Annotated in this window: 22 protein-coding genes; 17 read left to right on the top strand and 5 right to left on the bottom strand. The window is 66.7% G+C overall.

Features of this window, described 5'->3' with window-relative positions; genetic code table 11:
- Positions 1-211: 211 nt before the first annotated feature.
- Entirely contained in the window at positions 212-1,477 is a 1,266-nt protein-coding gene (locus ACV22V_RS17355) for an SGNH/GDSL hydrolase family protein (protein WP_448014807.1), read from the bottom strand.
- A gap of 199 nt (positions 1,478-1,676) precedes the next feature.
- On the opposite strand from ACV22V_RS17355, the gene paaA reads away from it, so the two are divergent.
- The 8 genes from paaA to ACV22V_RS17315 all read left to right on the top strand — a co-directional run bounded on the left by paaA (position 1,677) and on the right by ACV22V_RS17315 (position 7,948).
- Positions 1,677-2,675 (top strand): 1,2-phenylacetyl-CoA epoxidase subunit PaaA, encoded by a 999-nt coding sequence (gene paaA / locus ACV22V_RS17350; RefSeq protein WP_448014805.1) that lies wholly within the window; start codon positions 1,677-1,679, stop codon positions 2,673-2,675.
- Positions 2,676-2,713: 38 nt separating this feature from the next.
- A complete protein-coding gene (gene paaB / locus ACV22V_RS17345; protein ID WP_006752453.1) occupies positions 2,714-2,998 on the top strand; it encodes a 1,2-phenylacetyl-CoA epoxidase subunit PaaB in 285 nt (94 codons plus the stop codon).
- 10 nt (positions 2,999-3,008) lie between these two features.
- The gene (gene paaC, locus ACV22V_RS17340; protein WP_059533369.1) at positions 3,009-3,812 is read left to right on the top strand and encodes a 1,2-phenylacetyl-CoA epoxidase subunit PaaC; all 804 of its coding nucleotides are present in this window, start codon (positions 3,009-3,011) and stop codon (positions 3,810-3,812) included.
- Between the two features lie 25 nt (positions 3,813-3,837).
- On the top strand, positions 3,838-4,401 hold the full coding sequence (gene paaD / locus ACV22V_RS17335; protein ID WP_059533371.1) for a 1,2-phenylacetyl-CoA epoxidase subunit PaaD: 564 nt from the start codon (positions 3,838-3,840) through the stop codon (positions 4,399-4,401).
- Between the two features lie 2 nt (positions 4,402-4,403).
- Positions 4,404-5,492: a 1,2-phenylacetyl-CoA epoxidase subunit PaaE gene (gene paaE, locus ACV22V_RS17330; protein WP_059533373.1), complete on the top strand. Its 1,089-nt coding sequence runs from the start codon at positions 4,404-4,406 to the stop codon at positions 5,490-5,492.
- A 129-nt stretch (positions 5,493-5,621) separates the two neighbouring features.
- Positions 5,622-6,437 (top strand): DUF1835 domain-containing protein, encoded by an 816-nt coding sequence (locus ACV22V_RS17325; protein WP_059699706.1) that lies wholly within the window; start codon positions 5,622-5,624, stop codon positions 6,435-6,437.
- 23 nt (positions 6,438-6,460) lie between these two features.
- A complete protein-coding gene (locus tag ACV22V_RS17320; RefSeq protein WP_448014802.1) occupies positions 6,461-7,066 on the top strand; it encodes a TetR/AcrR family transcriptional regulator in 606 nt (201 codons plus the stop codon).
- Positions 7,067-7,300: 234 nt separating this feature from the next.
- Positions 7,301-7,948 (top strand): GNAT family N-acetyltransferase, encoded by a 648-nt coding sequence (locus tag ACV22V_RS17315; protein WP_059533379.1) that lies wholly within the window; start codon positions 7,301-7,303, stop codon positions 7,946-7,948.
- A 70-nt stretch (positions 7,949-8,018) separates the two neighbouring features.
- On the opposite strand, the gene ACV22V_RS17310 is transcribed toward ACV22V_RS17315, so the two are convergent.
- Complete coding sequence (locus tag ACV22V_RS17310) at positions 8,019-8,543, bottom strand: Lrp/AsnC family transcriptional regulator (RefSeq protein ID WP_059691570.1); 525 nt, start codon at positions 8,541-8,543, stop codon at positions 8,019-8,021.
- A gap of 209 nt (positions 8,544-8,752) precedes the next feature.
- On the opposite strand from ACV22V_RS17310, the gene hppD reads away from it, so the two are divergent.
- Complete coding sequence (hppD, locus tag ACV22V_RS17305; protein WP_059465128.1) at positions 8,753-9,850, top strand: 4-hydroxyphenylpyruvate dioxygenase; 1,098 nt, start codon at positions 8,753-8,755, stop codon at positions 9,848-9,850.
- Positions 9,851-9,988: 138 nt separating this feature from the next.
- Here the strand turns inward: hppD and ACV22V_RS17300 are convergent, their stop codons facing one another.
- Positions 9,989-10,183, bottom strand: coding sequence for a hypothetical protein (locus ACV22V_RS17300; protein ID WP_448014800.1), 195 nt, complete (start codon positions 10,181-10,183; stop codon positions 9,989-9,991).
- 319 nt (positions 10,184-10,502) lie between these two features.
- Between ACV22V_RS17300 and ACV22V_RS17295 the strand changes: the two genes are divergently transcribed.
- Positions 10,503-14,093 (top strand): indolepyruvate ferredoxin oxidoreductase family protein, encoded by a 3,591-nt coding sequence (locus tag ACV22V_RS17295; protein ID WP_059691568.1) that lies wholly within the window; start codon positions 10,503-10,505, stop codon positions 14,091-14,093.
- A 136-nt stretch (positions 14,094-14,229) separates the two neighbouring features.
- Here the strand turns inward: ACV22V_RS17295 and ACV22V_RS17290 are convergent, their stop codons facing one another.
- Complete coding sequence (locus ACV22V_RS17290) at positions 14,230-16,500, bottom strand: NADP-dependent malic enzyme (protein ID WP_059533385.1); 2,271 nt, start codon at positions 16,498-16,500, stop codon at positions 14,230-14,232.
- Positions 16,501-16,960: 460 nt separating this feature from the next.
- Here ACV22V_RS17290 and ACV22V_RS17285 point away from each other — a divergent pair, with 460 nt between their 5' ends.
- The 7 genes from ACV22V_RS17285 (at position 16,961) to ACV22V_RS17255 (ending at position 24,520) form a co-directional block, all read left to right on the top strand.
- Positions 16,961-17,647, top strand: coding sequence for an orotate phosphoribosyltransferase (locus ACV22V_RS17285; protein ID WP_006752465.1), 687 nt, complete (start codon positions 16,961-16,963; stop codon positions 17,645-17,647).
- Positions 17,648-17,885: 238 nt separating this feature from the next.
- Positions 17,886-18,488, top strand: a complete 603-nt coding sequence (locus tag ACV22V_RS17280) for a YbhB/YbcL family Raf kinase inhibitor-like protein (protein ID WP_322039872.1) — start codon at positions 17,886-17,888, stop codon at positions 18,486-18,488.
- Positions 18,489-18,717: 229 nt separating this feature from the next.
- A complete protein-coding gene (locus ACV22V_RS17275; protein ID WP_059533389.1) occupies positions 18,718-19,290 on the top strand; it encodes a flavodoxin family protein in 573 nt (190 codons plus the stop codon).
- A 187-nt stretch (positions 19,291-19,477) separates the two neighbouring features.
- Complete coding sequence (gene argC, locus ACV22V_RS17270) at positions 19,478-20,428, top strand: N-acetyl-gamma-glutamyl-phosphate reductase (RefSeq protein WP_059533391.1); 951 nt, start codon at positions 19,478-19,480, stop codon at positions 20,426-20,428.
- Positions 20,429-20,855: 427 nt separating this feature from the next.
- Positions 20,856-22,274, top strand: coding sequence for a DUF2957 domain-containing protein (locus ACV22V_RS17265; protein ID WP_059533393.1), 1,419 nt, complete (start codon positions 20,856-20,858; stop codon positions 22,272-22,274).
- 155 nt (positions 22,275-22,429) lie between these two features.
- A complete protein-coding gene (locus ACV22V_RS17260) occupies positions 22,430-23,671 on the top strand; it encodes a DUF2957 domain-containing protein (RefSeq protein ID WP_059533395.1) in 1,242 nt (413 codons plus the stop codon).
- A gap of 15 nt (positions 23,672-23,686) precedes the next feature.
- Complete coding sequence (locus ACV22V_RS17255) at positions 23,687-24,520, top strand: OmpW/AlkL family protein (RefSeq protein WP_059533397.1); 834 nt, start codon at positions 23,687-23,689, stop codon at positions 24,518-24,520.
- 204 nt (positions 24,521-24,724) lie between these two features.
- On the opposite strand, the gene ACV22V_RS17250 is transcribed toward ACV22V_RS17255, so the two are convergent.
- A complete protein-coding gene (locus ACV22V_RS17250) occupies positions 24,725-25,645 on the bottom strand; it encodes a LysR family transcriptional regulator (protein ID WP_448014797.1) in 921 nt (306 codons plus the stop codon).
- Between the last annotated feature and the right edge of the window lie 91 nt (positions 25,646-25,736).

The following is a 25,736-nucleotide window of genomic DNA, read 5'->3' as shown; positions in this document are numbered from 1 at the left end:
GCCGCTTCCCTTCTCCTCCCGCGCTGCGTTTCCGTTAGCGCGAAAGAGGCGTGATTCTAAGCACCCGCCCCGGTCTCCGCAACCCCTTTGTGAAAATATTTTGAAAAAGCCCTCGTGCGCTGCCGCGCACGGGGCTTCAGGTTCGAGGGGCCGCGTGCCGCCCGCAATTTCAAAGAAGCCGGCGGGTCATCGCTCTATATATAGAGCGACGTCACTTGCCGCCGACTGCAGCCTGCAGCCGCTCCATCGGCACGGCATCGGCCATGGCCGTGTAACCCGCGTCACTCGGATGAATGCCGTCGCCGCTGTCGTACCGGCGCTGCAGCACACTCGGGCGAGCCGGGTCGCGCAGCACCGCGTCGAAGTCGACCACGCCATCGAATCCGCCGCCGCTCCGGATCCAACGGTTCACCTCGAGCCGGACCGCCTCGCGCTCGGCCGGCAAGGCCGCAGGCGTGAGCGTCGCGCCAAAGACCTTCACGCCCTGGCGATGCGCTGCCTCGATCAACCGGCGGTAGCCGTCGATCAACGAAGCGGCCGTGACCTGCGTATGCGGGTTGTCGCAATCGAGCCCCGCACGCGACGGCATCGCCGCAAAGTTGATGTCGTTGATGCCGATCAGCACGATCACCGCCTTCACCCCCGAACGCGAAAGCGCATCGCGCTCGAACCGCGACGCCAGCGACGTGCCGTAGCATGCCGAATCGCTCAGCAGCCGATTGCCGCTGATCCCGAGATTCACGACGCCGAGCGAATCCGAACCCGCCGCGGCCAGCCGGCGCGCCAGCGCATCCGGCCAACGATGATTGCGATTCAGGCTCGAGCGCAGCCCGTCGGTGATCGAGTCCCCGATCGCGGCGACACTCGCTCGTGCGGCGCCCGCCTCGACGGCCAGTTCAGTCACCCATGCATACTGGGTAAAGCGCGTGCGGAATGCGCCGGCGCCCGGATCGTTCACGTGATCGCCCGGCGCCGATACGTAATTGAGCTGGTTCGACACACGGTGCCACACGGTCATCCGCTGGTTTGCCCCCATGCGCAGACTGATCGCATACGGCTGCCCGGCCGTCACGTCGATCGCCACCGGGTCGCTTTCGAGTTCCTGGCTCGGGGCGAGCGTCACCGACGTCTTGCCGCCGAAGCGCACGGCAGCCCCCGTCGCGTCGGCAAGCGCCGCGCCGTCACCGGCGCGCGCGAGACTGGCAGCCTCGATCACCAGCGGCGCGCGACCGTAGGCGTTGCTGACACGAATCCGCGCGGCATGCCCGGAAACCGTCGGGTAGACGATCTGCCGAACGGTCCGCCCAGCCACGTCCGGCGCGCGGTAGAGCGGCGGCGGCGCAGCCAGGTCGGGAATCGGCTGCAGCGCGGTCGCCCACGCAGCGACCCACCCGGCCGGTGCGGCCGAGACCGCGAACGGCGACAGGAAAACGGATGCGCCCAGCACGGTCGCGACGAAACTGCTTCGAAATGACATCGGCGAAATCCTCATCGGAAAGCAGGCATTGTGCCGCAGAAGCCGCCTGTCTCACGCGCCGGACCGCCTTCCCGACCGGCGGCCGCGCCCCTCGCCCCACGTTTACCCGAGTCCCGATGCAAATCCGCAAGAAATTTATTAACCGACCGGTCGGTTGGTTTATACTTCGCACACATTCAACCGGACGAGATCCTCCGCCATGTACACGCAATCCCTCGACATCCCCGGCAACGTCGCACCGCTCGACGCCGCAGCCGAGTCGCCCGAGCAGGCGCGGTTCGACGCGGTCATGGCCGCGGACGGCAAGATCGAACCGCAGGACTGGATGCCCGACGCCTATCGCAAGACGCTGGTCCGCCAGATTTCGCAGCACGCGCACTCGGAAGTCGTCGGCATGCTGCCGGAAGGCAACTGGATCTCGCGCGCGCCGAGCCTGAAGCGCAAGGCGATCCTGCTCGCGAAAGTCCAGGACGAAGCCGGCCACGGCCTCTATCTATATAGCGCAGTCGAAACGCTCGGCGTATCGCGCGACGCGCTGATCAACGCGCTGCACGCCGGCAAGGCGAAATACTCGAGCATCTTCAACTATCCGACGCCGACCTGGGCCGACGTCGGCGTGATCGGCTGGCTCGTCGACGGCGCCGCGATCATGAACCAGATCCCGCTGTGCCGCTGCACGTACGGCCCGTACGCGCGCGCGATGATCCGCGTGTGCAAGGAAGAGTCGTTCCACCAGCGCCAGGGCTTCGATGCGCTACTGTCGATGATGAAGGGCACCGACGCGCAGCGCGCGATGGTCCAGCAGGCGGTGAATCGTTGGTGGTGGCCGGTGCTGATGATGTTCGGGCCGAGCGATGCGGATTCGGTCCACAGCAACCAGTCCGCGAAATGGGGCATCAAGCGGATCTCGAACGACGACCTGCGGCAGAAGTTCGTCGACGCGACGGTCGACCAGGCAAAGGTGCTCGGCGTGACGCTGCCCGACCCGGACCTGAAATGGAACGAGGCGCGCGGCCACCACGACTACGGCGCGATCGACTGGGATGAATTCTGGCGCGTCGTCAACGGCGACGGCCCGTGCAACAAGGAACGCCTCGCGACCCGCGTGAAGGCGCACGACGACGGTGCGTGGGTGCGCGAAGCCGCGCTCGCGCACGAAGCCAAGCGCCGCGCCCGCGCCGAACAGCACGCCGCCTGAGCGGCAATCATCGAATACAGGATTCAGGAGAGAGAGTGATGAACAAGGAATGGCCGATCTGGGAAGTGTTCGTGCGCAGCAAGCAGGGCCTCGACCACAAGCATTGCGGCAGCCTGCACGCGGCCGACGCGTCGATGGCGCTGCGCATGGCGCGCGACGTCTACACGCGCCGCCAGGAAGGCGTGAGCATCTGGGTGGTGCCGTCGTCGGCGATCACCGCGTCGGATCCGGCCGAGAAGGCCGAGCTGTTCGAACCGGCGGGCGACAAGATCTACCGTCACCCGACGTTCTACACGCTGCCCGACGAAGTCAACCACATGTAACGCCCGCGCCATGACGATCACGCCCGAACACCTCTCCTACGTGCTGCGCCTCGCGGACAACGCGCTGATCCTCGGTCAGCGCAACGCCGAATGGTGCGGCCACGGCCCGATCCTCGAGGAAGACATCGCGCTCACCAACATGAGCCTCGACCTCATCGGCCAGGCCCGCATGCTGTATACGCACGCAGCCGACCTCGACCGCCAGCTGAACGGCGCGGCGAAGACGGAAGACGATTACGCGTACTTCCGCACCGAGCGCGAATTCGCGAACTTCACGCTCGCCGAGCTGCCGCACTACGGCCCGATCGCCGGCACCGCGCACGCCGACAAGGACTACGCGGTGACCATCGTGCGCAATTTTCTCTACGCGACGCTGATGCTGCACGTGTGGACCGCGCTCGAAACGTCGACGGACGCGCAACTCGCCGCGATTGCCGCGAAATCGGTGAAGGAAACCCGCTATCACGTGCAGCATGCGCGCGAATGGCTGGTGCGCCTCGGCGACGGCACCGACGAATCGCATCGCCGTGCACAGGCCGCGCTCGACTACCTGATTCCGTACACGCGCGAGTTCTTCGCGGCCGACGCGATCGACGACGCGGTTTCCGCACCGGGCATCGGCCCGGCGCCGGCCGCGCTCGAAGCCGCATGGCGCGCGGACGTGGACGATGCGCTCGCGGAAGCGACGCTCACCCTGCCCGCGCCCGTGCAGCACGTGACGACCGGCAAGCAGGGCGAGCACTCGGAACACATGGGCTACCTGCTGGCGGAAATGCAGAGCCTCGCGCGCCAGCACCCCGGCGCGAGCTGGTAACCGGCCGACCCAACGGAGCCCGACGATGTCCGTCCAGACCGCCTCACCCGCCGACGCCGCACCCGCCGCGCACCGCAACGACCCGTTGCTCGCGCGCGCGTGGGACGTGCTCGAAGCCGTGCCCGATCCCGAGATTCCGGTCGTGTCGATCCGCGAGCTCGGCATCCTGCGCGACGTCCGTCGCGCGGACGACGGCCTGCTCGAAGTCGTGATCACGCCGACCTACTCCGGCTGTCCGGCGATGTCGCAGATCGCCGAGGACATCGCCGCAGCGATGCACGCCGCCGACCTGCCGCCGCACCGGATCGAGACGGTGCTCGCGCCCGCGTGGACGACCGACTGGATCACCCAGGAAGCGCGCGACAAGCTGCGCGCGTACGGCATCGCGCCGCCCGTCGGCCAGTGCGCCGGCGCCGCGCCGCGGGAAAACGTCGTGCGTTTCGTGCCGCGCCCCGTCGCGGCGCCCGTCTGCCCGCGCTGCGGTTCCGCCCGCACCGAGCGTCTCGCGCAATTCGCATCCACGGCCTGCAAGGCGTTGTATCGCTGTGTCGACTGCCGCGAACCCTTCGACTACTTCAAACCTTATTGACCATGGCGACCCCGCAATTTCACCCGCTGCGTATCCGCGACGTGCGCCCCGAGACCGCCGACGCCGTCACCGTCTCCTTCGACGTGCCGCCCGAGTTGCGCGACGCGTACCGCTTCACGCAGGGCCAGTTCGTCACGCTGAAGACCCACATCGACGGCGAGGAAACGCGCCGCTCGTACTCGATCTGCGTCGGCACGACCGACTACGACCGCGACGGCGAACTGCGCATCGGCATCAAGCGCGTGCGCGGCGGCCGGTTTTCGAACTTCGCGTTCGACACGCTGAAGCCCGGCCACACGATCGACGTGATGACGCCGGACGGCCGCTTCTTCACGCACCTGAACGCCGACCACGGCAAGCAGTACGTCGCGTTCTCCGGCGGATCGGGCATCACGCCGGTGCTCGCGATCGTGAAGACGACGCTCGAGCTCGAGCCGCGCAGCACGTTCACATTGGTCTACGGCAACCGCAGCGTCGACGCGATCATGTTCGCCGAGGAGCTCGAGGACCTGAAGAACCGCTACATGAACCGCTTCGTCCTGTATCACGTGCTGTCGGACGACCAGCAGGACGTCGAGCTGTTCAACGGCGTGCTCGACCAGGCGAAATGCGCGGAATTCCTCGCCACGCTGACGCCGGCCGACGCGATCGACGAAGCGTTCATCTGCGGCCCCGCGCCGATGATGGACGCGGCCGAAGCCGCGCTGAAGGCAGCCGGCGTGCCGCAGGCCAAGGTGCATGTCGAACGGTTCGGGACGCCGCTGCCGCAGGCGGGCGCGCCCGTCGTCGAGATCACCGACCAGACGCCGGCCGCCGACCTCGAAATCGTGCTCGACGGCAAGAAGCGCAAGCTGCGTCTGCCGTACGAAGGCGTGAGCCTGCTCGACGTCGGCCTGCGCGCGGGCCTCGCGCTGCCGTACGCGTGCAAGGGCGGCGTATGCTGCACGTGCCGTGCGAAGGTGGTCGAAGGCGAAGTCCGGATGGAGAAGAACTACACGCTCGAGGAACACGAAGTGAAGGACGGCTTCGTGCTCACGTGCCAGTGCCACCCGATCAGCGACAAGGTCGTCGTGAGCTTCGACGAGCGTTGAGCGGCGTCGCGCCGGCGCGGCGCGCCGGTTTCTCGTCGTCACACATCTCGCTTACACTAGGGGCCGCCGGCCGGCTGGACATCGCAACGTCCGCCCGGCCGGCGGTTTTCTTTTGTTGATGACAGGCCGATGAGTACCATTCACGTGATTCAGGGCGGCACCGCCGCCGCGTCGCTGCGCGAGGCTCTCGCGCAGGCCGGACGCGACGAGCGCGTCGTCGGATTGCTCGACGATCTCGCGGTCGGGCCGCTGAAGGGCGCCGACGAGACGCCCGACACGCGCGCCGCCTTCTGGCAGCGCGTGCTCGGCGACCAGATTCCCGACTGGCATGCGGAGATCGAAGCTGAATTCACCCGCCTCGACCAGCTCGCGATGGATACGGACCAGGTGGTCGTCTGGCACGCACCGAGCGTCGGCGACAAGCTGCTGTTGCGCCGCGTCGCCTATCACCTGCGCAACGTGCCGCAGCGGCTGAACGAGGTGCGGTTGTCGGCCGCGGACCTCGACGCCCCGCAGCGCGCGGCGCTGAGCCGCACCGACCAGGCCTGTTCGACCGGGATGTTCTCGCCCGCGGCACTCGCCCGCAAACGGCCGGCGGCCGCGCCGATCTCGGTACTGCGCATCGGGCGCCTCGCGCTCGAATGGCAGGAGGCGAAGCACCTGAATGCCGAACTGCGTTACTGGGTCAGCAACACGATCAAGAGCGGCCACTACGCGGACCTCGACGCGCTGATCGTCGCGCACGCGGAAACCGGCTGGCTGCCCGCGCGACGCGTCGTCGGCGGCATCATGGCCGGGGCCGACCGCGGCGGGCTGTTCGTCAGCGACTCGATCGCCTGGTGGCGCTGCCGCGAACTCGCGGCCGCCGGCCGGCTCGAGCTGCAGGACGACGCGCCGGCCGCCCTTTCTTCCACGCAGGTGCGCGCGGCAGCCGCGCCTCGCTAACGCCACAACTTTCGCATTCGACCATGGCCCGTACCCGAGCGCCCGACCACGAATCCCAGCGCGAACAGATCCTCGATCTCGCCGCCGAGAAATTCGCGCAGACAAGCTATCCGAGCACGTCGATGTCCGATCTCGCGACCGCGAGCGGCACGTCGAAGGCACGTCTCTATCACTATTACGAGAGCAAGGAAGCGATCCTGTTCGACCTGCTCGACCGCTACACGAAGCGCTTGATGCTGATCATCGCCGAGGTCGAAGGCGCGAGCCAGCGGCGCGGCCTCAGCGAGCGCGACGCGTTCGCCGAGCTGGTGCGCGCATTTCTCGCCGAGTACGAGACGTCGCACAGCCGCCATGTCGCGCTGCTCAACGACGTGAAGTATCTCGAGGACGCGCAGCGCGAAATCGTGCTCGACCGCCAGCGCGACATCGTCGCGGCATTCGCGCGCCAGCTCGCGCGCGCCTATCCGGACCGAATCTCGAAGGAAAACCAGACGTCGGTCACGATGATGGTGTTCGGGATGATCAACTGGACGTTCACATGGCTCAAGCCGGGTGGCCGCCTCGGCTACCGCGACTTCGCCGAACAGGTGATCGACCTGATGGAACACGGACTGTCGCGCGGCGCGTGATTGCCGCGCAGCAGCATGCGTTGCGCGGCGGGCACACTGCGACAGGCCGCCGCGCGTTTCATATGATGAATTTTAAATCCGTTAAAAATCAAACAGATGGAGAATTAACTAAGCGGATTTAGAATTCACCCTCAGCACAAATAACGTCAAATACGGGTTTTCCCCAACCCCACTCAGGTAAAATGCGCTGCATTGCACAAGTCACTGGTGCAGCCACACACTGAGGAACCCACGATGAACACGCAACTCAACCGCCGTGCCGATGCAGTCGGCCACGCCGGTACTGCGCCGGTTCTCGTCAGGGAACTGGCTTCCAAAGACCGTGAGCAAATGCTCACCCACTTTCTCTCGCTCAACGAAGAGGACCGCCTGCTGCGCTTCGGCCAAATGGTGCCCGACCACGTGATCGAGAACTATGTCCGTACGATCGACTTCGGTCGCGACACGGTGTTCGGCGTGTTCGACCATGCGCTCGAGCTGATCGGCGTCGGCCACCTGGCGTACCTGCCCGCCGATGGCGACAAGCGCACGGCCGAATTCGGCGTGTCGGTGCTCGAAAGCGCCCGCGGCCGCGGCGTCGGCTCGAAGCTGTTCGAGCGCGCGGCGATCCGCAGCCGCAACACCCGCGTGACGATGCTGTACATGCATTGCCTGTCGCGCAACGCGACGATGATGCACATCGCGAAGAAGTCCGGGATGCGGATCGAATATGCATACGGCGAAGCCGATGCGTACCTGTCGCTGCCGCCGGCCGACCATTCGACGATCCTCGCCGAAATGCTGCAGGAGCAGGCCGCGGTATTCGACTACGCGCTCAAGCGCCAGGCGCACCGCACGTCGAAGTTCATCGAATCGCTGATGCCCGCCGCGCTGACGGCGTAACATCGGCCAACCGGGCTGCCTCGCGGGGCGCCCGGCCCACCTTCCCTTTCTCGCTTCCCGGCGCAACGCGCTAACGCACCGACCGGATCGGCAACGCCGTCGTCTCCTTGAAGCACTCGAGCGAGAAGCTCGTCTTCACGTCGATCACCGACGGATGGTGCAGCAAATGCTCCTGCACGAACCGGGAGAAATGCGCCATGTCCTCGACCTGCACGCGCAGCAGGTAATCCATGTCGCCCGTCATCGCATGGCACGCGACCACTTCCGGCCAGGTCTGCACGGCCGCGCGGAACAGTTCCGCGTGGGTCGCGCCCGCGCGCGCCGACGTCTCGTCGGCACGGACCGGCACCACGCCGCCGCGCTTCTCGAGCCGCACGCTCACGTACGCGAGCAGGTCGAGCCCGAGCTTCTGCGGATCGAGCAGCGCAACGTAGCCGGTGATCACGCCGATCTCCTCGAGCCGACGGATCCGCCGCAGGCACGGGCTCGGCGACAGGTTCACGCGCTCGGCGATCTCCTGGTTCGACAGGCGGCCGTTCTCCTGAAGAATCGCGAGAATCCGCCGGTCGATGGCATCCAATTCGGCTTGCGCCATTTTCTGCCCTCCAATGATTGTTCAGAGACTGGAAATTGCGCCATCGTAGGCATGGACGATTAAGTTCGCAAGTTTCCGCTCGCGCCCGCCCGCTACACTTTGTCGCACGTACCGATTCGTTGCGCACGCCGACGCGTGTGCGCCGCGTTCGACATCGAACCGGGCCGCGCACGTCGCGCCGGCCGATCGCCCCGCACAGGAGACACGACATGCAGATCCCCAACTGGGACAACCCCGTCGGCACCGACGGCTTCGAATTCATCGAATACACCGCTCCGGATCCGAAAGCGCTCGGACAACTGTTCGAACGGATGGGTTTCACCGCGATCGCGCGCCATCGCCACAAGGACGTGACGGTCTACCGCCAGGGCGACATCAACTTCATCATCAACGCCGAACCCGATTCGTTCGCGCAACGCTTCGCGCGGCTGCACGGCCCGTCGATCTGCGCGATCGCGTTCCGCGTGCAGGACGCCGCGAAGGCGTACAAGCACGCGCTCGAGCTCGGCGCCTGGGGCTTCGACAACAAGACGGGCCCGATGGAGCTGAACATCCCGGCGATCAAGGGCATCGGCGATTCGCTGATCTATTTCGTCGACCGCTGGCGCGGCAAGAACGGCGCGCAGCCGGGCGCGATCGGCGACATCAGCATCTACGACGTCGACTTCGAGCCGATCGCCGGCGCGAATCCGAATCCGGTCGGCCATGGCCTCACCTACATCGACCACCTGACGCACAACGTGCATCGCGGCCGCATGCAGGAATGGGCCGAGTTCTACGAGCGCCTGTTCAACTTCCGCGAAGTGCGCTACTTCGACATCGAAGGCAAGGTGACGGGCGTGAAGTCGAAGGCGATGACGTCGCCGTGCGGCAAGATCCGGATCCCGATCAACGAGGAAGGCTCGGACACGGCCGGCCAGATCCAGGAATACCTCGACGCGTACCACGGCGAAGGCATCCAGCACATCGCGCTCGGCACGAACGACATCTACGGCGCGGTCGACGGCCTGCGCGGCAAGGGTGTGAAGCTGCTCGACACGATCGACACGTATTACGAACTGGTCGACCGCCGCGTGCCGAACCACGGCGAATCGCTGGACGAACTGAAGAAGCGCAAGATCCTGATCGACGGCGCCCGTGACGACCTGCTGCTGCAGATCTTCACCGAAAACCAGATCGGCCCGATCTTCTTCGAGATCATCCAGCGCAAGGGCAATCAGGGCTTCGGCGAAGGCAACTTCAAGGCGCTGTTCGAATCGATCGAACTCGACCAGATCCGCCGCGGCGTGGTCCAGGACAAGGCCTGACGCAGACGGCCGCGCGGCGCCCCGCAGCCGGTGCCGCGCGCGCCTCGGCGGCACAGGAAAAAAGGGCGGGAATCTTGCGATTCCCGCCCTTTTGTCTTTTGCATCGCTCCGGCGCGGCCCGACGGCCGCGCGAACGGATCAACGCACGTTCGCCTTCGACACGACGACGCGCGCGGCCGCCGGTTGCGCATCGGCGGTCTGCGCCGGCGCGATCTGACGCATCTGCGCGCCGGCTGCCGCCAGTGCGCTCGCGCCTTGCGCGTGCACCGGGCCGGTCATCGCGAAAAACGCCGCGGACACGATCAGGAAACTCTGGATATGACGTGTGTTCATTGCACCTCCTTTAAAACTGCCGGCGCCTCCCCGGTTGCGTCGAAACGTGCCGACGCGGCCGGGCACCTCCGGCAGGCCGACAAGATTAACGGCATTTGTACGAAGATGGGACCGGCTTTACATGCTTTTACATGATGTAACGCATCGCCGCGCGCCGTTTCGTCGACGCGTCGCTGCCCGTCGGCCGGTGGGCGGCGGGTTTATCCCAGTGCTACCATCACTCAAAACCGGCCAATATGCCGGCCACTGCCGACACGTCCACAAGACGTCGACGCAATCGAAGCTTTGGTGATCCCAAACTGGGTGGAGGAGACAGTTAATGAATGCCCCGCTAGACGCAGGCCAACGCGCGTCGCTCGAAGCCGCGCTGAAGTCCGTCACGCTTGACGACAAATACACGCTCGAACGCGGCCGCGCTTACATGAGCGGCATCCAGGCGCTCGTGCGCCTGCCGATGCTCCAGCAGGAACGCGACCGCGCCGCCGGCCTCAACACGGCCGGCTTCATCTCCGGTTACCGCGGCTCGCCGCTCGGCGGCCTCGACCTCTCGCTCTGGAAGGCCAAGCAGCACCTCGCGGCCCACCAGATCGTCTTCCAGCCCGGTCTCAACGAAGATCTCGCCGCCACCGCCGTATGGGGCTCGCAGCAGGTGAACCTGTATCCCGGCGCGAAGCACGACGGCGTGTTCGGCATGTGGTACGGCAAGGGCCCGGGCGTCGACCGCACCGGCGACGTCTTCAAGCACGCGAACTCGGCCGGCTCGTCGCAGCACGGCGGCGTGCTCGTGCTCGCCGGCGACGACCACGCGGCGAAATCGTCGACGCTCGCGCACCAGTCCGAACACATCTTCAAGGCCTGCGGGCTGCCGGTGCTGTTCCCGTCCAACGTGCAGGAATATCTCGACTTCGGCCTGCACGGCTGGGCGATGAGCCGCTACTCGGGCCTGTGGGTCGCGCTCAAGTGCGTGACGGACGTGGTCGAATCGTCGGCATCGGTCGACATCGACCCGCATCGCACCGAGATCGTGCTGCCGACGGACTTCATCCTGCCGGAAGGCGGCCTGAACATCCGCTGGCCGGACCCGCCGCTCGTCCAGGAAGCGCGGCTGCTCGACTACAAGTGGTACGCGGCGCTGGCCTATGTGCGCGCGAACAAGCTCGACCGGATCGAGATCGACTCGCCGAATGCGCGCTTCGGGATCATGACGGGCGGCAAGGCGTACCTCGACGTGCGCCAGGCGCTGACGGACCTCGGCCTCGACGACGAAACCTGCGCGCGGATCGGCATCCGCCTGTACAAGGTCGGCTGCGTGTGGCCGCTCGAGGCGCAGGGCGCGCAGGCATTCGCGCGCGGCCTCGACGAGATCCTCGTCGTCGAGGAAAAGCGCCAGATCCTCGAATACGCGATCAAGGAAGAACTGTACAACTGGCCCGACGCGCAGCGCCCGCGCGTGTTCGGCAAGTTCGACGAGAAGGACGGCGCCGGCGGCGAATGGTCGGTGCCGATGGGCAACTGGCTGCTGCCCGCGCACTACGAACTGTCGCCCGCGATTATCGCGAAGGCGATCGCGACGCGCCTCGAGAAGTTCGAGCTGCCGTCCGACGTGCGCGCACGCATCGCCGCGCGGCTCGCGGTGATCAACGCGAAGGAAATGGCGCTCGCGAAGCCGCATGTGCAGACCGAGCGCAAGCCGTGGTTCTGCTCGGGCTGCCCGCACAACACGTCGACCAACGTGCCGGAAGGCTCGCGCGCGATCGCCGGGATCGGCTGCCACTACATGACGGTCTGGATGGACCGCAACACGAGCACCTTCAGCCAGATGGGCGGCGAAGGCGTGCCCTGGATCGGCCAGGCGCCGTTCACTGACGAGAAGCACGTATTCGCGAACCTCGGCGACGGCACCTATTTCCACTCGGGCCTGCTGGCGGTGCGCGCGGCGATCTCGTCGAAGGCGAACATCACCTACAAGATCCTCTACAACGACGCGGTCGCGATGACGGGCGGCCAGCCGGTCGACGGGGTGCTGACGGTGCCGCAGATCACGCACCAGCTCGCGTCCGAAGGCGCGAAGAAGATCGTGATCGTCACCGACGAACCGGAGAAGTACGACAGCCAGAAGGCGCTGCTCGCGCCGGGCGTGACGATCCATCACCGCGACCAGCTCGACGACGTGCAGCGCGAGCTGCGCGAGATCGAAGGCACGACGATCCTGATCTACGACCAGACCTGCGCGACCGAGAAGCGCCGCCGCCGCAAGCGCGGCACGTATCCGGACCCGGCGAAGCGCGTCGTGATCAACGACGCTGTGTGCGAAGGCTGCGGCGACTGCTCGGTGAAGTCGAACTGTCTGTCGGTCGAGCCGCTGGAAACCGAATTCGGCACGAAGCGCCAGATCAACCAGTCGAGCTGCAACAAGGACTTCTCGTGCGTGAAGGGCTTCTGCCCGAGCTTCGTCACGGTCGAAGGCGGCCAGTTGAAGAAGCCCAAGGCCGTGTCGGTGGACGGCGGTGCGCTGCCGCCGATTCCGGAGCCGACGCTGCCGGCGATCGATCGTGCATACGGCGTGCTCGTCACGGGCGTGGGCGGCACGGGCGTCGTCACCATCGGCGCGCTACTCGGGATGGCCGCGCACCTGGAGAACAAGGGCGTGACCGTGCTCGACGTCACGGGTCTCGCGCAGAAGGGCGGCGCCGTGATGAGCCACGTGCAGATCTCGCACGCGCCGACCGACATCCACGCGACGCGGATCGCGATGGGCGAAGCCGACCTCGTGATCGGCTGCGACGCGATCGTCACGGCCGGCGACGAATGCACGTCGCGGATGCGACACGACACGACGCGCGTGGTCGTCAACAGCGCGCAGACGCCGACCGCCGAGTTCATCAAGAACCCGAACTGGGCGTTCCCGGGTTTGTCCGCGGAGAACGACATCCGCGCGGCGGCGGGTGAAGCCGTCGACTTCATCGACGCGAACCGCTTCGCGGTCGCGCTGCTCGGCGACGCGATCTACACGAACCCGTTCGTGCTCGGCTACGCGTGGCAGAAGGGCTGGCTGCCGCTCACGCTCGCGTCGCTCCAACGCGCGATCGAGCTGAACGCGGTGTCGGTCGAGAAGAACCGCGCGGCGTTCGACTGGGGCCGCCGCGCCGCGCACGACCTCGCGAGCGTGAAGCAGGCCGCGGCCGGCGACGCCCGCCCCGCGCAAGGCGCGACGGTGATCGCGCTGCATACGAAGAAGGCGGTCGACGCACTGATCGCGAAGCGCGTGGCGTTCCTCACGGCGTACCAGAACGCCGCGTATGCGGCGCGCTATGCGGCCTTCGTCGACACGGTGCGGGCAGCCGAACGCGCGCTGGCGGACGGCGACGCCGCGCAGGAACCGCTGACCGAAGCGGTCGCGCGCAACCTGTTCAAGCTGATGGCGTACAAGGACGAATACGAGGTCGCGCGGCTGCAGTCCGATCCGGCGTTCCTCGCGCGCCTGTCGTCGCAGTTCGAAGGCGACTGGAAACTGAAGTTCCACCTCGCGCCGCCGCTGTTCGCGAAGACGGACGCGCACGGCCATCTCGTGAAGAAGGCGTACGGCCCGTGGATGCTGTCGGCGTTCCGGTTGCTGGCGAAGGCGAAGTTCCTGCGCGGCACGGGCCTCGACCCGTTCGGCCGCACCGAGGAGCGCCGCACCGAGCGCGCACTGATCGGCGAGTACGAAGCGCTGATCGGCGAGGTGCTGACCCGGCTGAACGCGGCCAACCGCCCGCTCGCGCTCGAGCTGGCGGCGCTGCCGGACGGCATTCGCGGCTACGGCCACGTGAAGGAGAACAACCTGCGCGCGGTTCGCCAGAAGTGGAACACGCTGCTCGCGAAGTGGCGTTCGCCGACGGGCGGGCAGTCGCGCCAGCAGGTCGCGTAACGGCGCGCGTCGGGCGTTCGCGGTCGGGACGTCCGCCTCCGCGCGGTGGCGGTTCATAAAAAAACGCCACGGAACGCAGGTTCCGTGGCGTTTTTCATTGCGCCGCGCGCGATGCGCGGCACACGCGGGCGCGAACTTACTTCGTGTTCGCGTTCGCGGCGGCCACTGCCGTCATGTTGATGATCCGGCGCACGGTCGCGGCCGGCGTCAGGATGTGGACCGGCTTCGCCGCGCCGAGCAGGAGCGGGCCGACCGTCACGCCTTCGCCGCCGACCATCTTCAGCAGGTTGTACGCGATGTTCGCCGCTTCGACGTTCGGCATGATCAGCAGGTTCGCTTCGCCCGACAGCGTCGTGCCCGGGAATGCAGCCTTGCGGACCGCTTCCGACAGCGCCGCGTCGCCGTGCATTTCGCCGTCGACCTCGAGGTTCGGCGCACGCTCGCTGATCAGCTTGCGGGCTTCGGCCATGCGGCGCGACGACGCCGACGGCGCGCTGCCGAAGTTCGAATTCGACAGCAGCGCGGCCTTCGGCACGATGCCGAAGCGCTCGATCTCGGCGGCCGCCTGGATCGTCATGTCGGCGAGCTGTTCGGCGCTCGGCAGTTCGTTCACGTACGTGTCGCACAGGAACAGGTTGCGGCCCGGCAGCATCAGCAGGTTCATCGCCGCGAAGTGCTCGGCGCCCTTCGCACGGCCCAGCACCTGCTCGATGAACTTCAGGTGCGTGTGGTACGTATCGATCATCCCGCAGATCATCCCGTCCGCATCGCCCAGATGCACGAGCATCGCGCCGATCAGCGTGTTGAACTTGCGCAGCGCGGCCTTCGCGACTTCCGGCGTGACGCCGTCGCGCGCGCCGATCTCGTGGTACGCCTGCCAGTAGCGGTGGTAGCGCGTGTCGTCTTCCGGATTCACGATCTCGAAATCGACGCCGGCCTTCAGCTTCGAGCCGATCTTCGCGAGGCGCATCTCGACGACCGACGGACGGCCGACGATGATCGGCTTCGCGATCTTTTCCTGCAGCACGAACTGCGCGGCGCGCAGCACGCGCTCGTCCTCGCCCTCGGCGAACACGATGCGCGCCTGCTTCTTCTTCGCGGTCGCGAACACCGGGCGCATCACCATGCCGGTGCGGTAGACGGTCGCGCCGAGCTGCTCGCGGTATGCGTCCATGTCCTGGATCGGACGCGTGGCGACGCCCGAATCCATCGCGGCCTGCGCGACGGCCGGCGCGATCTTGATGATCAGGCGCGGATCGAACGGCTTCGGAATCAGGTATTCCGGCCCGAACTCGAGCGAGTGGCCTTCATACGCCTTCGCGACTTCCTCGCTCTGGTCGGTTTCCTCGGCCAGCTCGGCGATCGCGCGCACGCACGCGAGCTTCATTTCTTCCGTGATCGTCGTCGCGCCGACGTCGAGCGCGCCGCGGAAGATGAACGGGAAGCACAGCACGTTGTTGACCTGGTTCGGGTAGTCCGAACGGCCGGTCGCGACGATCGCGTCCGGGCGCACGGCCTTCGCGTCTTCCGGGCGGATTTCCGGTTCCGGGTTCGCGAGCGCCAGGATCAGCGGGCGGTCGCCCATCGTCTTGACCATGTCCTGCTTCAGCACGCCCGCGCTCGAGCAGCCGAGGAACACGTCCGCGCCGACGATCGCGTCGGCGAGCGTGCGCGCGTCGGTGGTCGCCGCATAGCGCTGCTTCGACGGGTCGAGGTTGCCGCGCCCTTCGTAAATCACGCCCTTCGAATCGGCGACGAGGATGTTCGACTTCGTGAGACCCAGATTCACCAGCAGGTCCAGACACGCGATCGCCGCCGCGCCCGCGCCCGAGCATACGAGCTTCACTTCGGACAACTTCTTGCCGACCACCTTCAGGCCGTTCAGGATCGCGGCCGACGCGATGATCGCGGTGCCGTGCTGGTCGTCGTGGAAGACGGGGATCTTCATGCGCTCGCGCAGCTTCTGCTCGATGTAGAAGCATTCCGGCGCCTTGATGTCCTCGAGGTTGATGCCGCCGAGCGTCGGCTCGAGCATCGCGATCGCCTCGACGAGCTTGTCGGGGTCGGACTCCGAGAGTTCGATGTCGAACACGTCGATGCCCGCGAACTTCTTGAACAGGCATCCCTTGCCTTCCATCACCGGCTTCGCGGCCAGCGGGCCGATGTTGCCGAGGCCCAGCACGGCCGTGCCGTTCGTGATGACGCCGACGAGGTTGCCGCGCGACGTGTACTTCTGCGCGTCGAGCGGATCGGCGTGGATCGCCTCGCACGCGGCGGCGACGCCCGGCGAATACGCGAGCGACAGATCGAGCTGGTTCGACAGCGGCTTGGTCGGGGTGACCGAAATCTTGCCGGGTTTCGGGTTCAGGTGATAAGCGAGAGCGGCCTGCTTCAGTTGTTCGTCCATGATTGACCTGCGAGAGACATGCGAAATTTTGACGGTTCAGTACACAGCACCTTGGGCCGCGTCTGCTTGAATCGAAGGGGTGGTCGACTGCGAGACGGCACGCAGCGCGCCGGATCGGCACGCCATCGAACCTTGGCGGGTAGCAAGAGGAAAGTACAAAGTACTGAACGATTTCTAAGGGTCGCCTAGTGTACACCCCCTAAATGCCGTCCGTTGGTGCGGCGCCGCATCCTCCGCATCCGCATCGAGGCGATCGCGCCCCGTTTGTTTCGCCGGTGGTGAGCCGCACGCCGAACCTGCGGGAATTCCGCCGAAAACCGGCCTGGATCGGGTAAAATAGCGGGCTACGCGCGCAGCGATGCGGTCGGCCCGCCGATCGCACCCCGGCCCCTCGGGCAGGTTCCCCTTGCTGCGCCACCGGGCCCGCGCCCGCTCTTCGCTCATCACCCAAGGAATGCCCATGACAGGCTACGATCGTCAGTCGATCTCGGATACGACCGCCAAAATCCTGCTCGAAGTGCAGGCGGTGCACTTCAATGCCGAAAAACCGTTCATCTTCACGTCCGGCTGGGCAAGCCCCGTCTATATCGACTGCCGCAAGCTGATCTCGTATCCGCGCGTGCGTCGTGCGCTGATGGAAATGGCTGAAACGACGATCATGCGCGACGTCGGCTTCGAGCAGATCGACTCGGTGGCGGGCGGCGAGACGGCCGGCATCCCGTTCGCGGCATGGCTCGCGGATCGGATGATGGTGCCGATGCAGTACGTTCGCAAGAAGCCGAAGGGTTTCGGCCGCAACGCGCAGATCGAGGGTCATCTGGAAGAAGGCTCGCGCGTGCTGCTCGTGGAAGACCTGACGACCGACAGCCGCAGCAAGATCAACTTCGTCAATGCGCTGCGCACCGCGGGCGCGACGGTGAACCACTGCTTCGTGCTGTTCCACTACAACATCTTCAAGGAAAGCGTGTCGGTCCTGAAGGACATCGACGTCGACCTGCACGCGCTGGCGACCTGGTGGGACGTGCTGCGCGTCGCGAAGGCATCGGGCTACTTCGAGACCAAGACGCTCGACGAAGTCGAGAAGTTCCTGCACGCGCCGGCCGAGTGGTCGGCCGCGCACGGCGGCGCGACGGCCCCGAAGGAGTAATGCCGGGCCGGCACGCAGCCGGCACCCTGGCCGAAAGAGCCGCTCGCCTGACCGCGAGCGGTTTTTTTTCGTCCGCCGATGCGCATCGGGGGCGGCCGAATCGCGGGCCGCGGCATGCATCGCTCATCGAACCCTAATGCTAGACTTGATCCATCGTCGCCATCAGCTGCGCGGGCAACGCACAACGCCAACAATGCCGGGAGCATCGGCCCGGCCCACGTGACGGGAGAAGCGCCATATGCGTGTGGATCGCCGGATCACTTCGCCTGCGTCCCCGGGTCGTCCTTCGCCGTTCATCGCCGCCCTTCCCTGCGCCGCCGCGTGCGTCGCGTTCGCCGTCCTGCCCGCGCGGGCGGAAGGCCCGTTCACCGTGTCGAGCAACGACCTGACGCCCGGCGGGCGCGTCAGCGCCGCGAACGTGTTCGACCGCGGCGACTGCAAGGGCGGCAACCGTTCGCCGCAGCTCAGCTGGCGCAACCCGCCCCCCGGCACGCACGGCTACGCGATCACGATCTTCGATCCCGATGCGCCGGGGCACGGCTGGTGGCACTGGGCCGTCGCCGGCATCCCGGCGAGCGTCACGAGCCTGCCGGCCGACGCGAGCGCGTCGGGCTTCCTGCGCCGCATCGGCGCGAGCGAGGCGCGCAACGACTTCGGGGTCGACGGCTACGGCGGCCCGTGCCCGCCGCCCGGCAAGCCGCACCGCTACGTGATCACCGTCTATGCGCTGAAGGGCACGGACCTGCGCGTCGCACAAGGGCGCCCCGCACCGATGTTCGAGCACGAGATCGGCACGCTGGCAATCGGCACCGCACGGCTCACGGTCACTTACGGACAGTGAGCGCGCATGCGCCGCCGCCTGCCCCATTGCGCGTGTCTCCGGCCGCGATCGCCCGCGCCCGCGAATTTCCCCACGCCGCGTGCGTGCTTTTCTCCCGTCATTTCGGCTTGCTAGACTCGGCGGCACCGGTCGCGGCATCCCGCCGCGCATCCGTCGCGCCGCCCGATCGCGGCGCGTGACGCGGCAGGCCGCGGCGCCCGCCGTGTCGTCCCCTTCCGGAGAACGCTTCATGTCGAACATCGTCATCGTCTATCACAGCGGCTACGGTCACACGCAGAAACTGGCCGAAGCCGTCCACGCAGGCGCGCAGGACGCCGGCGCCACCGCACGCCTGATCGCCGTCGGCGAACTCGACGACGCGGGCTGGGCCGCGCTCGACGCGGCGGACGCGATCGTCTTCGGCGCGCCGACCTACATGGGCGGCCCGTCCGCGCAGTTCAAGCAGTTCGCCGATGCCACGTCGAAACCGTGGTTCACGCAGAAGTGGAAGGACAAGATCGCGGCGGGCTTCACGAACTCCGCGACGATGAACGGCGACAAGTTCTCGACGATTCAGTATTTCGTCACGCTGGCGATGCAACATGGGATGGTGTGGGTCGGCACGGGCATGATGCCGGCCAACTCGAAGGCAGCCACCCGCAACGACATCAATTACGTCGGCGGCTTCACGGGCCTGCTCGCGCAGTCGCCGGCGGACGCGACGCCCGACGAGGGCCCGCTGCCCGGCGACCTCGAGACCGCGAAGGCGTTCGGCCGGCGCGTCGCCGACGCGACCGCCCGCTGGCTGGCCGGCGGCCGCTGAACGCGGCGGCACGCGCACCCGCTCGCGCCGCCGGTGACGCGGCAATGCGGCGCAGGCGCGCGCGAGGGACACAAGACGGCCCGCGGGCCGTCTTTTTTTCGCCCCGTGCGGTGCAGGCCCGCCGGATGAGGTCTTAAAATGGCGGTTTCAGGGCGCCGCGGCTCCCGTTTCATTCAGCGAGAACGAAATGAGCACCAAAGTTTTTGTCGACGGCCAGGAAGGTACGACCGGCCTCAAGATCTTCGAATACCTGTCGGCGCGCAACGACATCGAGATCCTGCGCATCGATGAAGCGAAGCGCAAGGACGTCGACGAGCGCCGCCGCCTGATCAACGCATCGGACGTCACGTTCCTGTGCCTGCCGGACGTCGCGTCGCGCGAATCGGCATCGCTGGTCGAGAACCCGAACACGACGCTGATCGACGCGAGCACCGCGTTCCGCACGAACGCCGACTGGGCATACGGCCTGCCGGAACTGACGCGCGCGCAACGCGAGAAGATTCGCACGTCGAAGCGCATCGCCGTGCCGGGCTGCCATGCCTCGGCGTTCGTGCTCGCGATGCGTCCGCTCGTCGATGCCGGCATCGTCGCGCCGACCTTCGCCGCGCACAGCTATTCGATCACCGGCTACAGCGGCGGCGGCAAGTCGATGATCGCCGAATACGAAAACGCGGCGCCGGGCGGCAAGCTCGCGAGCCCGCGTCCGTACGCGCTCGCGCTCGCGCACAAGCACCTGCCGGAAATGGCCGCACACACGGGCCTCACGCATGCGCCGATCTTCACGCCGATCGTCGGCCCGTTCCTGAAAGGCCTTGCCGTGACGACCTACTTCTCGCCCGAGCAGCTCGCGAAGCGCGCGACGCCGCAGGACGTGCAGCGCGTGTTCGCCGAGTACTACGCGGACGAACCGTTCGTGCGCGTCGCGCCGTTCAACGCGGATGCGAACCTCGACAGCGGTTTCTTCGACGTGCAGGCGAACAACGACACGAACCGCGTCGACCTGTTCGTGTTCGGCAACGAAGAGCGCTTCGTCACGGTCGCGCGCCTCGACAACCTGGGCAAGGGCGCATCGGGCGCCGCGATCCAGTGCATGAACCTCAACATCGGCGCCGCCGAGGATGCAGGCCTCAAGCGCTGATTCCGCTTGCATGCGATGCAAAGCCGGCCGCTGGCCGGCTTTTTATTTTCCCGTATCAGGCAATCAATAAAATCCGGTTCGCGCATTTACAAATATTTACAAGCTTTCCATTGCGCGATTACCGATTGATTAATTAACCCAATTTTATCCAGTCAATCCCGAATAGGGATAAACCGGATACCGCCGCTTTAAACGCTGCCGTTATACGCGTGAGGGCCTCGAGAGCCGTCCGTGCGTGGCAGCCGCCCCACTTCGGCAGCACTCTAGCGCCCTCCGCGCGTTTTAATTCTTACTGAAATCCAGATTCTGCAAGGATTCATTGCGTGCACGCTGTTTCAATCGCCTTTTTTAGACGAGTTCATCAATTGACAGCAAAAATCCAGACAGCGACATTAGCTCGCACAATTAAACGATTGGAGACAGCGGCATGTCGCACGCCTTATCGAAGGGGGTGGCAACGGCCTTTGCCATCGCCCCTTTCCTGATTGCCTGTGGTGGAGGGGACGGCGGCTCGCCCGCGCCGATCGAAGCGCCCCAATGTTCCGGATCGAGCTGCGGCACGCAAGGGCCGCCGCCGTCGCAGCCCATAAACGGCGCGCTGTGCCCGGCCAACGCCGACATCGTGAAGAGCACGTACCTCGGCGGCGCCGGTAGCGGCGAGATCGTCAGCGTCAACATCGACGCGGTCGCGATGACGTACACGCTCAAGTGGCTCGAATCGCCGATTCCGCTCGCGACCGGCACGGTCACGCCGAGCCGCGCCGGCACCACGATCACCGGCAAGGTCATCCACCCGCCGACCGGCACGCTGCCGACCGCGGAGCAGACGCGCTGCGCGTTCGTGCTCACGCCAGGTTCGGGCACGGCACCGAACGGCTCGACCTATTCGACGGCCGCCGACTTCAACCAGGCGAACCCGCCGATGCTGCTGGTCGGCATGGGCGTCGCGGGCGGCGGCATCCCCGGCGCGACGGTTCAGTACGACGGGCTGACGATCATCCCGGGCGTGATCCAGAACGTCGGCCAGGTGCCGAACCGCCACTTCGACTTCTATCCGTTCCTCGGCTTCGCGAACACGACGACCGACCTCACGAAGCTGCCCGGCACGTACAACGCGCTGATCTACCACCTCGTGCCGTCGAGCAACTACGCGACGAAGGGCACGAATTCGAGCGAGACGTTCGACACGAACGGCGCATGCACGTCGACGAATGCCGGCGGCTGCCAGACGACCGGCGATCCGTGGACGGCGAACGCGAGCGGCGGCTACCTCAACAGCGCGAAGGCGCCGCAGATCCTGCCGCAGACGCGGCTGCCGCTGATCGGCGCGACCGGCAAGTCGGCCACCGCGCACATGGTGATCGGCCAGCTCAACGGCGCGACCGTGCCGGTGGTCGTGCGCACGGGCAACGTGAACCTCGGCACGCCGCCGCTGCACGCCGACGCACAAGTCGACGACGAATCGGGCATCGCGGTGCTCGGCGCGGCGACCGCGATCCAGTCGGGCGCGATCGACGGCGGCTACGCGGGCGCCGATTCGAACTTCAAGTACACGGCCGCACTGATCCGCGGCGGCAACGCGTCGTTCATCAACCCGACCACGCAGGCAGAGGAAGACGCCTTCACGCTCGACTACGGCCAGGGAACGCCGGGCCTGCTCAACACGGCAACGACGCCGGCGAGCGGCGCGACCTACCCGTCCGCATCGGGCGTGGTGATCGCGACGGGCGGCCTGTACGCGGCGCTCATCCAGGGCACGGTGAACGGCGGCGTCACGTCGACGTCGGCGAACGCGAGCACGTCGTCGACACCGTACTTCGGCGTGGGCGCACAGATCAGCAAGTAACGATCGGGGACGCGGCGGCGGCCGGTGCGCCGCCGCGGGATGCAGGGAAGGCACGAAACGACGGCGCCCGGCACGGCGCACGCAGCACGAGCACAAGCAACAGAAGCGGTCGACAGGGAGCCGGCCGCCTGACAAGACAAATCTGGAGGAGCAACATGAAGCGCAACCTCGTTCTGGCGGCGGCCCTTGCCGCCCCCCTTCTTTCCGCATGCGGCGGCGGCAGCGACAACCCGCCTCCGCTCGTCGAAGACCGGCTCTGCCCCGCGACGCTCGACTACAGCACCGTGTTTACCGGCGGCGCGGGCAGCGGCGAACTGGCCAAGGTCCAGCTCGATACGACCAAGATGACCTGGCAGGTCACCTACGTCGAATCGGCGGTTCCACAAAAGACCGGCACCGTCACGCCGACCCGCGCGGGCACCGTCGACAGCGGCACGCTCACGCAGGAAACGCTGCTGCCGACCAACAAGCTGAACCAGTGCGCATTCCGGCTGAACGGCGCGAGCCTCGACGCATCGCGTCCGGCGCGCATCTTCGTCGGCTTCGGCGTCGCGGGCGGCACGATTCCCGGCAAGGAGATCCAGTTCGACGGCGTGCTCGGCCAGGCCGCGGTGCCCGACACGAAATTCCCGTACTACCCGTTCATCGGCTTCTCGTCGATCGAAACCGACATCACGAAGGTCGCGGGCACGTACAGCCACATCGGCTTCGGCGAAGTGCCGTCGCAGAAATTCGCGCCGGCGTCGATCGACGCGAAGGTGACGATCAACGCGGACGGCACGTGGACCAAGTGCGACACGACCGGCCAGTTCGCCGGCGGCGCGTGCATGCAGCAGGGCACGAACTTCGTGCAGTCGGCCGACGGCAGCGGCGCGTTCCAGAGCAACAACTACCAGAGCCAGCTGAAGCCGACGCTGTCGGCGACGCCGCAGGGCAAGGGCTTCATGATCGTCGGCAAGCTGCGCAACCAGCTGGTGCCGATCCTCGTGCGCACGGGCGTCGCGAACCCGAACCCGACGCCCGACAGCAACGGCGTGCCGGGCCTGACCGCCGACGACGAATCGAGCATCTCGATCCTCTCGCCGCAGACCGCGATCGCCGCCGGCTCGCAGAACGGCGAATACATCGGCGTCGACAGCCAGTTCGACTACCGGACCACCGCGCTGATCGACAAGCAGGCCACGCTGCTCGATCCGTTCCAGCCGTCGCAGGCATCGCTCGCGACCGCGCTCGACCTGGACTACACGCAGAAGGTGCCGGGCACGGTCACGACGATCCATACGGGCTCGGGCAGCACGTCGCCGACCGGCAAGTTCATCTTCACGGGTGGCGTGTTCGGTTTCCTCGACAACGCGGGTTCGACGCCGTATTTCACGATCGGCGCGTTCGTCCAGTAAGCGGAGGCAGCCGTGATGAAGAAGACCCTTCTTTGCGCGGCGGCCGGCGCCGCCGCGCTGGCGCCGCTCGCGGCGCACGCGCAGAGCGCCGGCAGCAACGTCGTCACGCTGGGCTGGTTCCACGTGATGCCGCAGCAAAGCAGCACGCCGATGACGACCAACGTCGCGCCGACGCCGATCAACACGCCGCTGCGGCTGCCGCCGTCGTTCACGTCGCCGGGCACCGGGCTGCGTACGAGCGGTGCCGACACGGTCGGCCTGACGGTCAGCCACTTCCTGACCGACCACATCGCGGTCACGTCGGTGGCCGGCGTGCCGCCGGTGTTCAAGGTGTCGGGCCAGGGCACGATCAAGCCGCCCGGCCCTGCCGGCGCGCTCGGCACGCAGAACATCGGGCTGGCCTCGGTCAATCCGATCGTGAAGAGCGTGCGGCAGTGGAGCCCGGCGGCGATCCTGCAGTATTACTTCGGGGCGGCGAACGCGAAATTCCGGCCGTTCCTCGGCCTCGGCGTGTCGTACAACTGGTTCAGCGACCTGCAGCTCAACACGAACTTCATCAAGCAGACGCAGGACAACCTCGGCGCGATCCTCGCGGCGGGTGCGGGCAAGCCGGGTACGACATCGGTGGAAGCGAAGGCGTCGTCGTCATGGCAGCCGGTGTTCAACGCGGGTCTGCAGTACAACATGACGGAGCATTTCGGGCTGGTGGCGTCGGTGACGTATATCCCGCTGAAGACGACGTCGACGGTGACGATCAAGGCGGCCGACGGCACGGTGCTCGCCGAGTCGAAATCGGACCTGAAGGCCGACCCGATCATCAGCTACGTCGGGATGACCTACAAGTTCTGACGCCGGCGACGGAGGACGGACAGAGGACGAACGGAGGGCCCGTGCAAAAAACGCGGGCAAAAAAAAGCCCGCCTAAGAGGCGGGCTGAATCCATATCAGAGGAGACATGGAGGAGACAGGTGTAACTATAGCGAATCGATTTCTGCATTGCAACATTTCCGTAGAGAAAATCAGGATTTTCCCTCGAATGCGCACTCTAGCGCGCTAGTTCGCATCTGACCCCTTCTCGTTCTCCCGGTCGAGCACCTCGCCCAGCGCATCGCGCAGCAGCGCGACCGGCCGCGTCAGGCGGCCCGGCAGCGCGCCGTGCACGATCCAGACGTTGATCCGCGTCTCCAGCCCCGCCGTTTCCACCACCCTCAGTGCATCGCGATGCGCACTGCGCGCCAGCGCATTCGGCGACGCGATCCCGATGCCCGCGCCGCGCGCCACGAGCGACAGCTGCAACTCCGAACCGAACGCCTCGACCGCGACGTCGAACGGCAGCCCGGCCGCGCCGAGCGCACGGCTCAACGCCGATCGCATCCCGCAACCGTCCTGGCTCAGCACCCACGGAAAACCCGACAGCACGTCGAGCGACAGCGGGCCGTCGGGCAGCGGGAAGTCGCGCGCGGCGACGAGCACGGTCGGCTGCGTGCCGAGCAGCGTGGCCGTCAGCGTGTCGGGTAGCGCCGCGCTGGCCGGCACCATGACCGTCGCCACGTCGAGCGTGCCGCGCTCGATGCCCTGCACCAGCGCCGGCGACCAGCCGGCCGTCACGCGCAGCGTCAGCCGCGGAAACGTGTCGCGCAGCCGGTCGATCGGCCGCTCGAGCGCCAGCTCGGACAGGAACGGCGGCACGCCGATGCGCAGTTCGCCGGACGGCTCGCTGTCGGGCGCGCCGGCCGCCATCAATTCGTCGACCGCGCCCAGCACGTTGCGCGCGAGCGCATAGACGTCGCGCCCGGCGGCCGTCGGCTTCAGCGGCTTGCTCTGCCGCTCGAGCAGCGGCATGCCCAGCAGCGTTTCGAGGTTCTGCACGCGTCGCGTGAGGCCCGGCTGCGTCAGATGAAGCTTCGCGGCGGCGGCGACCATCGACCCGCTGTCGACCACCGCGACGAACGCCTGGAGATCACGCGTATTCAAAGCAAACTCGCATAATCATGTTAGACATATTTCAATTGTCGCATAAACATCGGGCGCCTACGATGGGGATTCCTCCGCTCGAAACCCAGGC

Source organism: Burkholderia sp. AW33-5 (assembly GCF_053427615.1).
The sequence above is the reverse complement of the archived record's forward strand: the minus strand, read 5'-3'. Positions and strand labels throughout refer to the sequence as shown.

What these genes read in the sequence shown, in the direction of transcription:
- ACV22V_RS17285 (WP_006752465.1), top strand. Translation starts at nt 16,961, where the DNA reads ATGACAGGCTACGATCGTCAGTCGATCTCGGATACGACCGCCAAAATC.
- paaE (WP_059533373.1), top strand. Translation starts at nt 4,404, where the DNA reads ATGGCGACCCCGCAATTTCACCCGCTGCGTATCCGCGACGTGCGCCCC.
- paaA (WP_448014805.1), top strand. Translation starts at nt 1,677, where the DNA reads ATGTACACGCAATCCCTCGACATCCCCGGCAACGTCGCACCGCTCGAC.
- hppD (WP_059465128.1), top strand. Translation starts at nt 8,753, where the DNA reads ATGCAGATCCCCAACTGGGACAACCCCGTCGGCACCGACGGCTTCGAA.
- ACV22V_RS17310 (WP_059691570.1), bottom strand. Translation starts at nt 8,543, where the DNA reads ATGGCGCAAGCCGAATTGGATGCCATCGACCGGCGGATTCTCGCGATT.
- ACV22V_RS17255 (WP_059533397.1), top strand. Translation starts at nt 23,687, where the DNA reads ATGAAGAAGACCCTTCTTTGCGCGGCGGCCGGCGCCGCCGCGCTGGCG.
- ACV22V_RS17265 (WP_059533393.1), top strand. Translation starts at nt 20,856, where the DNA reads ATGTCGCACGCCTTATCGAAGGGGGTGGCAACGGCCTTTGCCATCGCC.
- argC (WP_059533391.1), top strand. Translation starts at nt 19,478, where the DNA reads ATGAGCACCAAAGTTTTTGTCGACGGCCAGGAAGGTACGACCGGCCTC.
- ACV22V_RS17355 (WP_448014807.1), bottom strand. Translation starts at nt 1,477, where the DNA reads ATGTCATTTCGAAGCAGTTTCGTCGCGACCGTGCTGGGCGCATCCGTT.
- ACV22V_RS17300 (WP_448014800.1), bottom strand. Translation starts at nt 10,183, where the DNA reads ATGAACACACGTCATATCCAGAGTTTCCTGATCGTGTCCGCGGCGTTT.
- paaB (WP_006752453.1), top strand. Translation starts at nt 2,714, where the DNA reads ATGAACAAGGAATGGCCGATCTGGGAAGTGTTCGTGCGCAGCAAGCAG.
- ACV22V_RS17320 (WP_448014802.1), top strand. Translation starts at nt 6,461, where the DNA reads ATGGCCCGTACCCGAGCGCCCGACCACGAATCCCAGCGCGAACAGATC.
- ACV22V_RS17275 (WP_059533389.1), top strand. Translation starts at nt 18,718, where the DNA reads ATGTCGAACATCGTCATCGTCTATCACAGCGGCTACGGTCACACGCAG.
- ACV22V_RS17315 (WP_059533379.1), top strand. Translation starts at nt 7,301, where the DNA reads ATGAACACGCAACTCAACCGCCGTGCCGATGCAGTCGGCCACGCCGGT.
- ACV22V_RS17280 (WP_322039872.1), top strand. Translation starts at nt 17,886, where the DNA reads ATGCGTGTGGATCGCCGGATCACTTCGCCTGCGTCCCCGGGTCGTCCT.
- ACV22V_RS17290 (WP_059533385.1), bottom strand. Translation starts at nt 16,500, where the DNA reads ATGGACGAACAACTGAAGCAGGCCGCTCTCGCTTATCACCTGAACCCG.
- ACV22V_RS17260 (WP_059533395.1), top strand. Translation starts at nt 22,430, where the DNA reads ATGAAGCGCAACCTCGTTCTGGCGGCGGCCCTTGCCGCCCCCCTTCTT.
- ACV22V_RS17295 (WP_059691568.1), top strand. Translation starts at nt 10,503, where the DNA reads ATGAATGCCCCGCTAGACGCAGGCCAACGCGCGTCGCTCGAAGCCGCG.
- paaC (WP_059533369.1), top strand. Translation starts at nt 3,009, where the DNA reads ATGACGATCACGCCCGAACACCTCTCCTACGTGCTGCGCCTCGCGGAC.
- ACV22V_RS17325 (WP_059699706.1), top strand. Translation starts at nt 5,622, where the DNA reads ATGAGTACCATTCACGTGATTCAGGGCGGCACCGCCGCCGCGTCGCTG.
- paaD (WP_059533371.1), top strand. Translation starts at nt 3,838, where the DNA reads ATGTCCGTCCAGACCGCCTCACCCGCCGACGCCGCACCCGCCGCGCAC.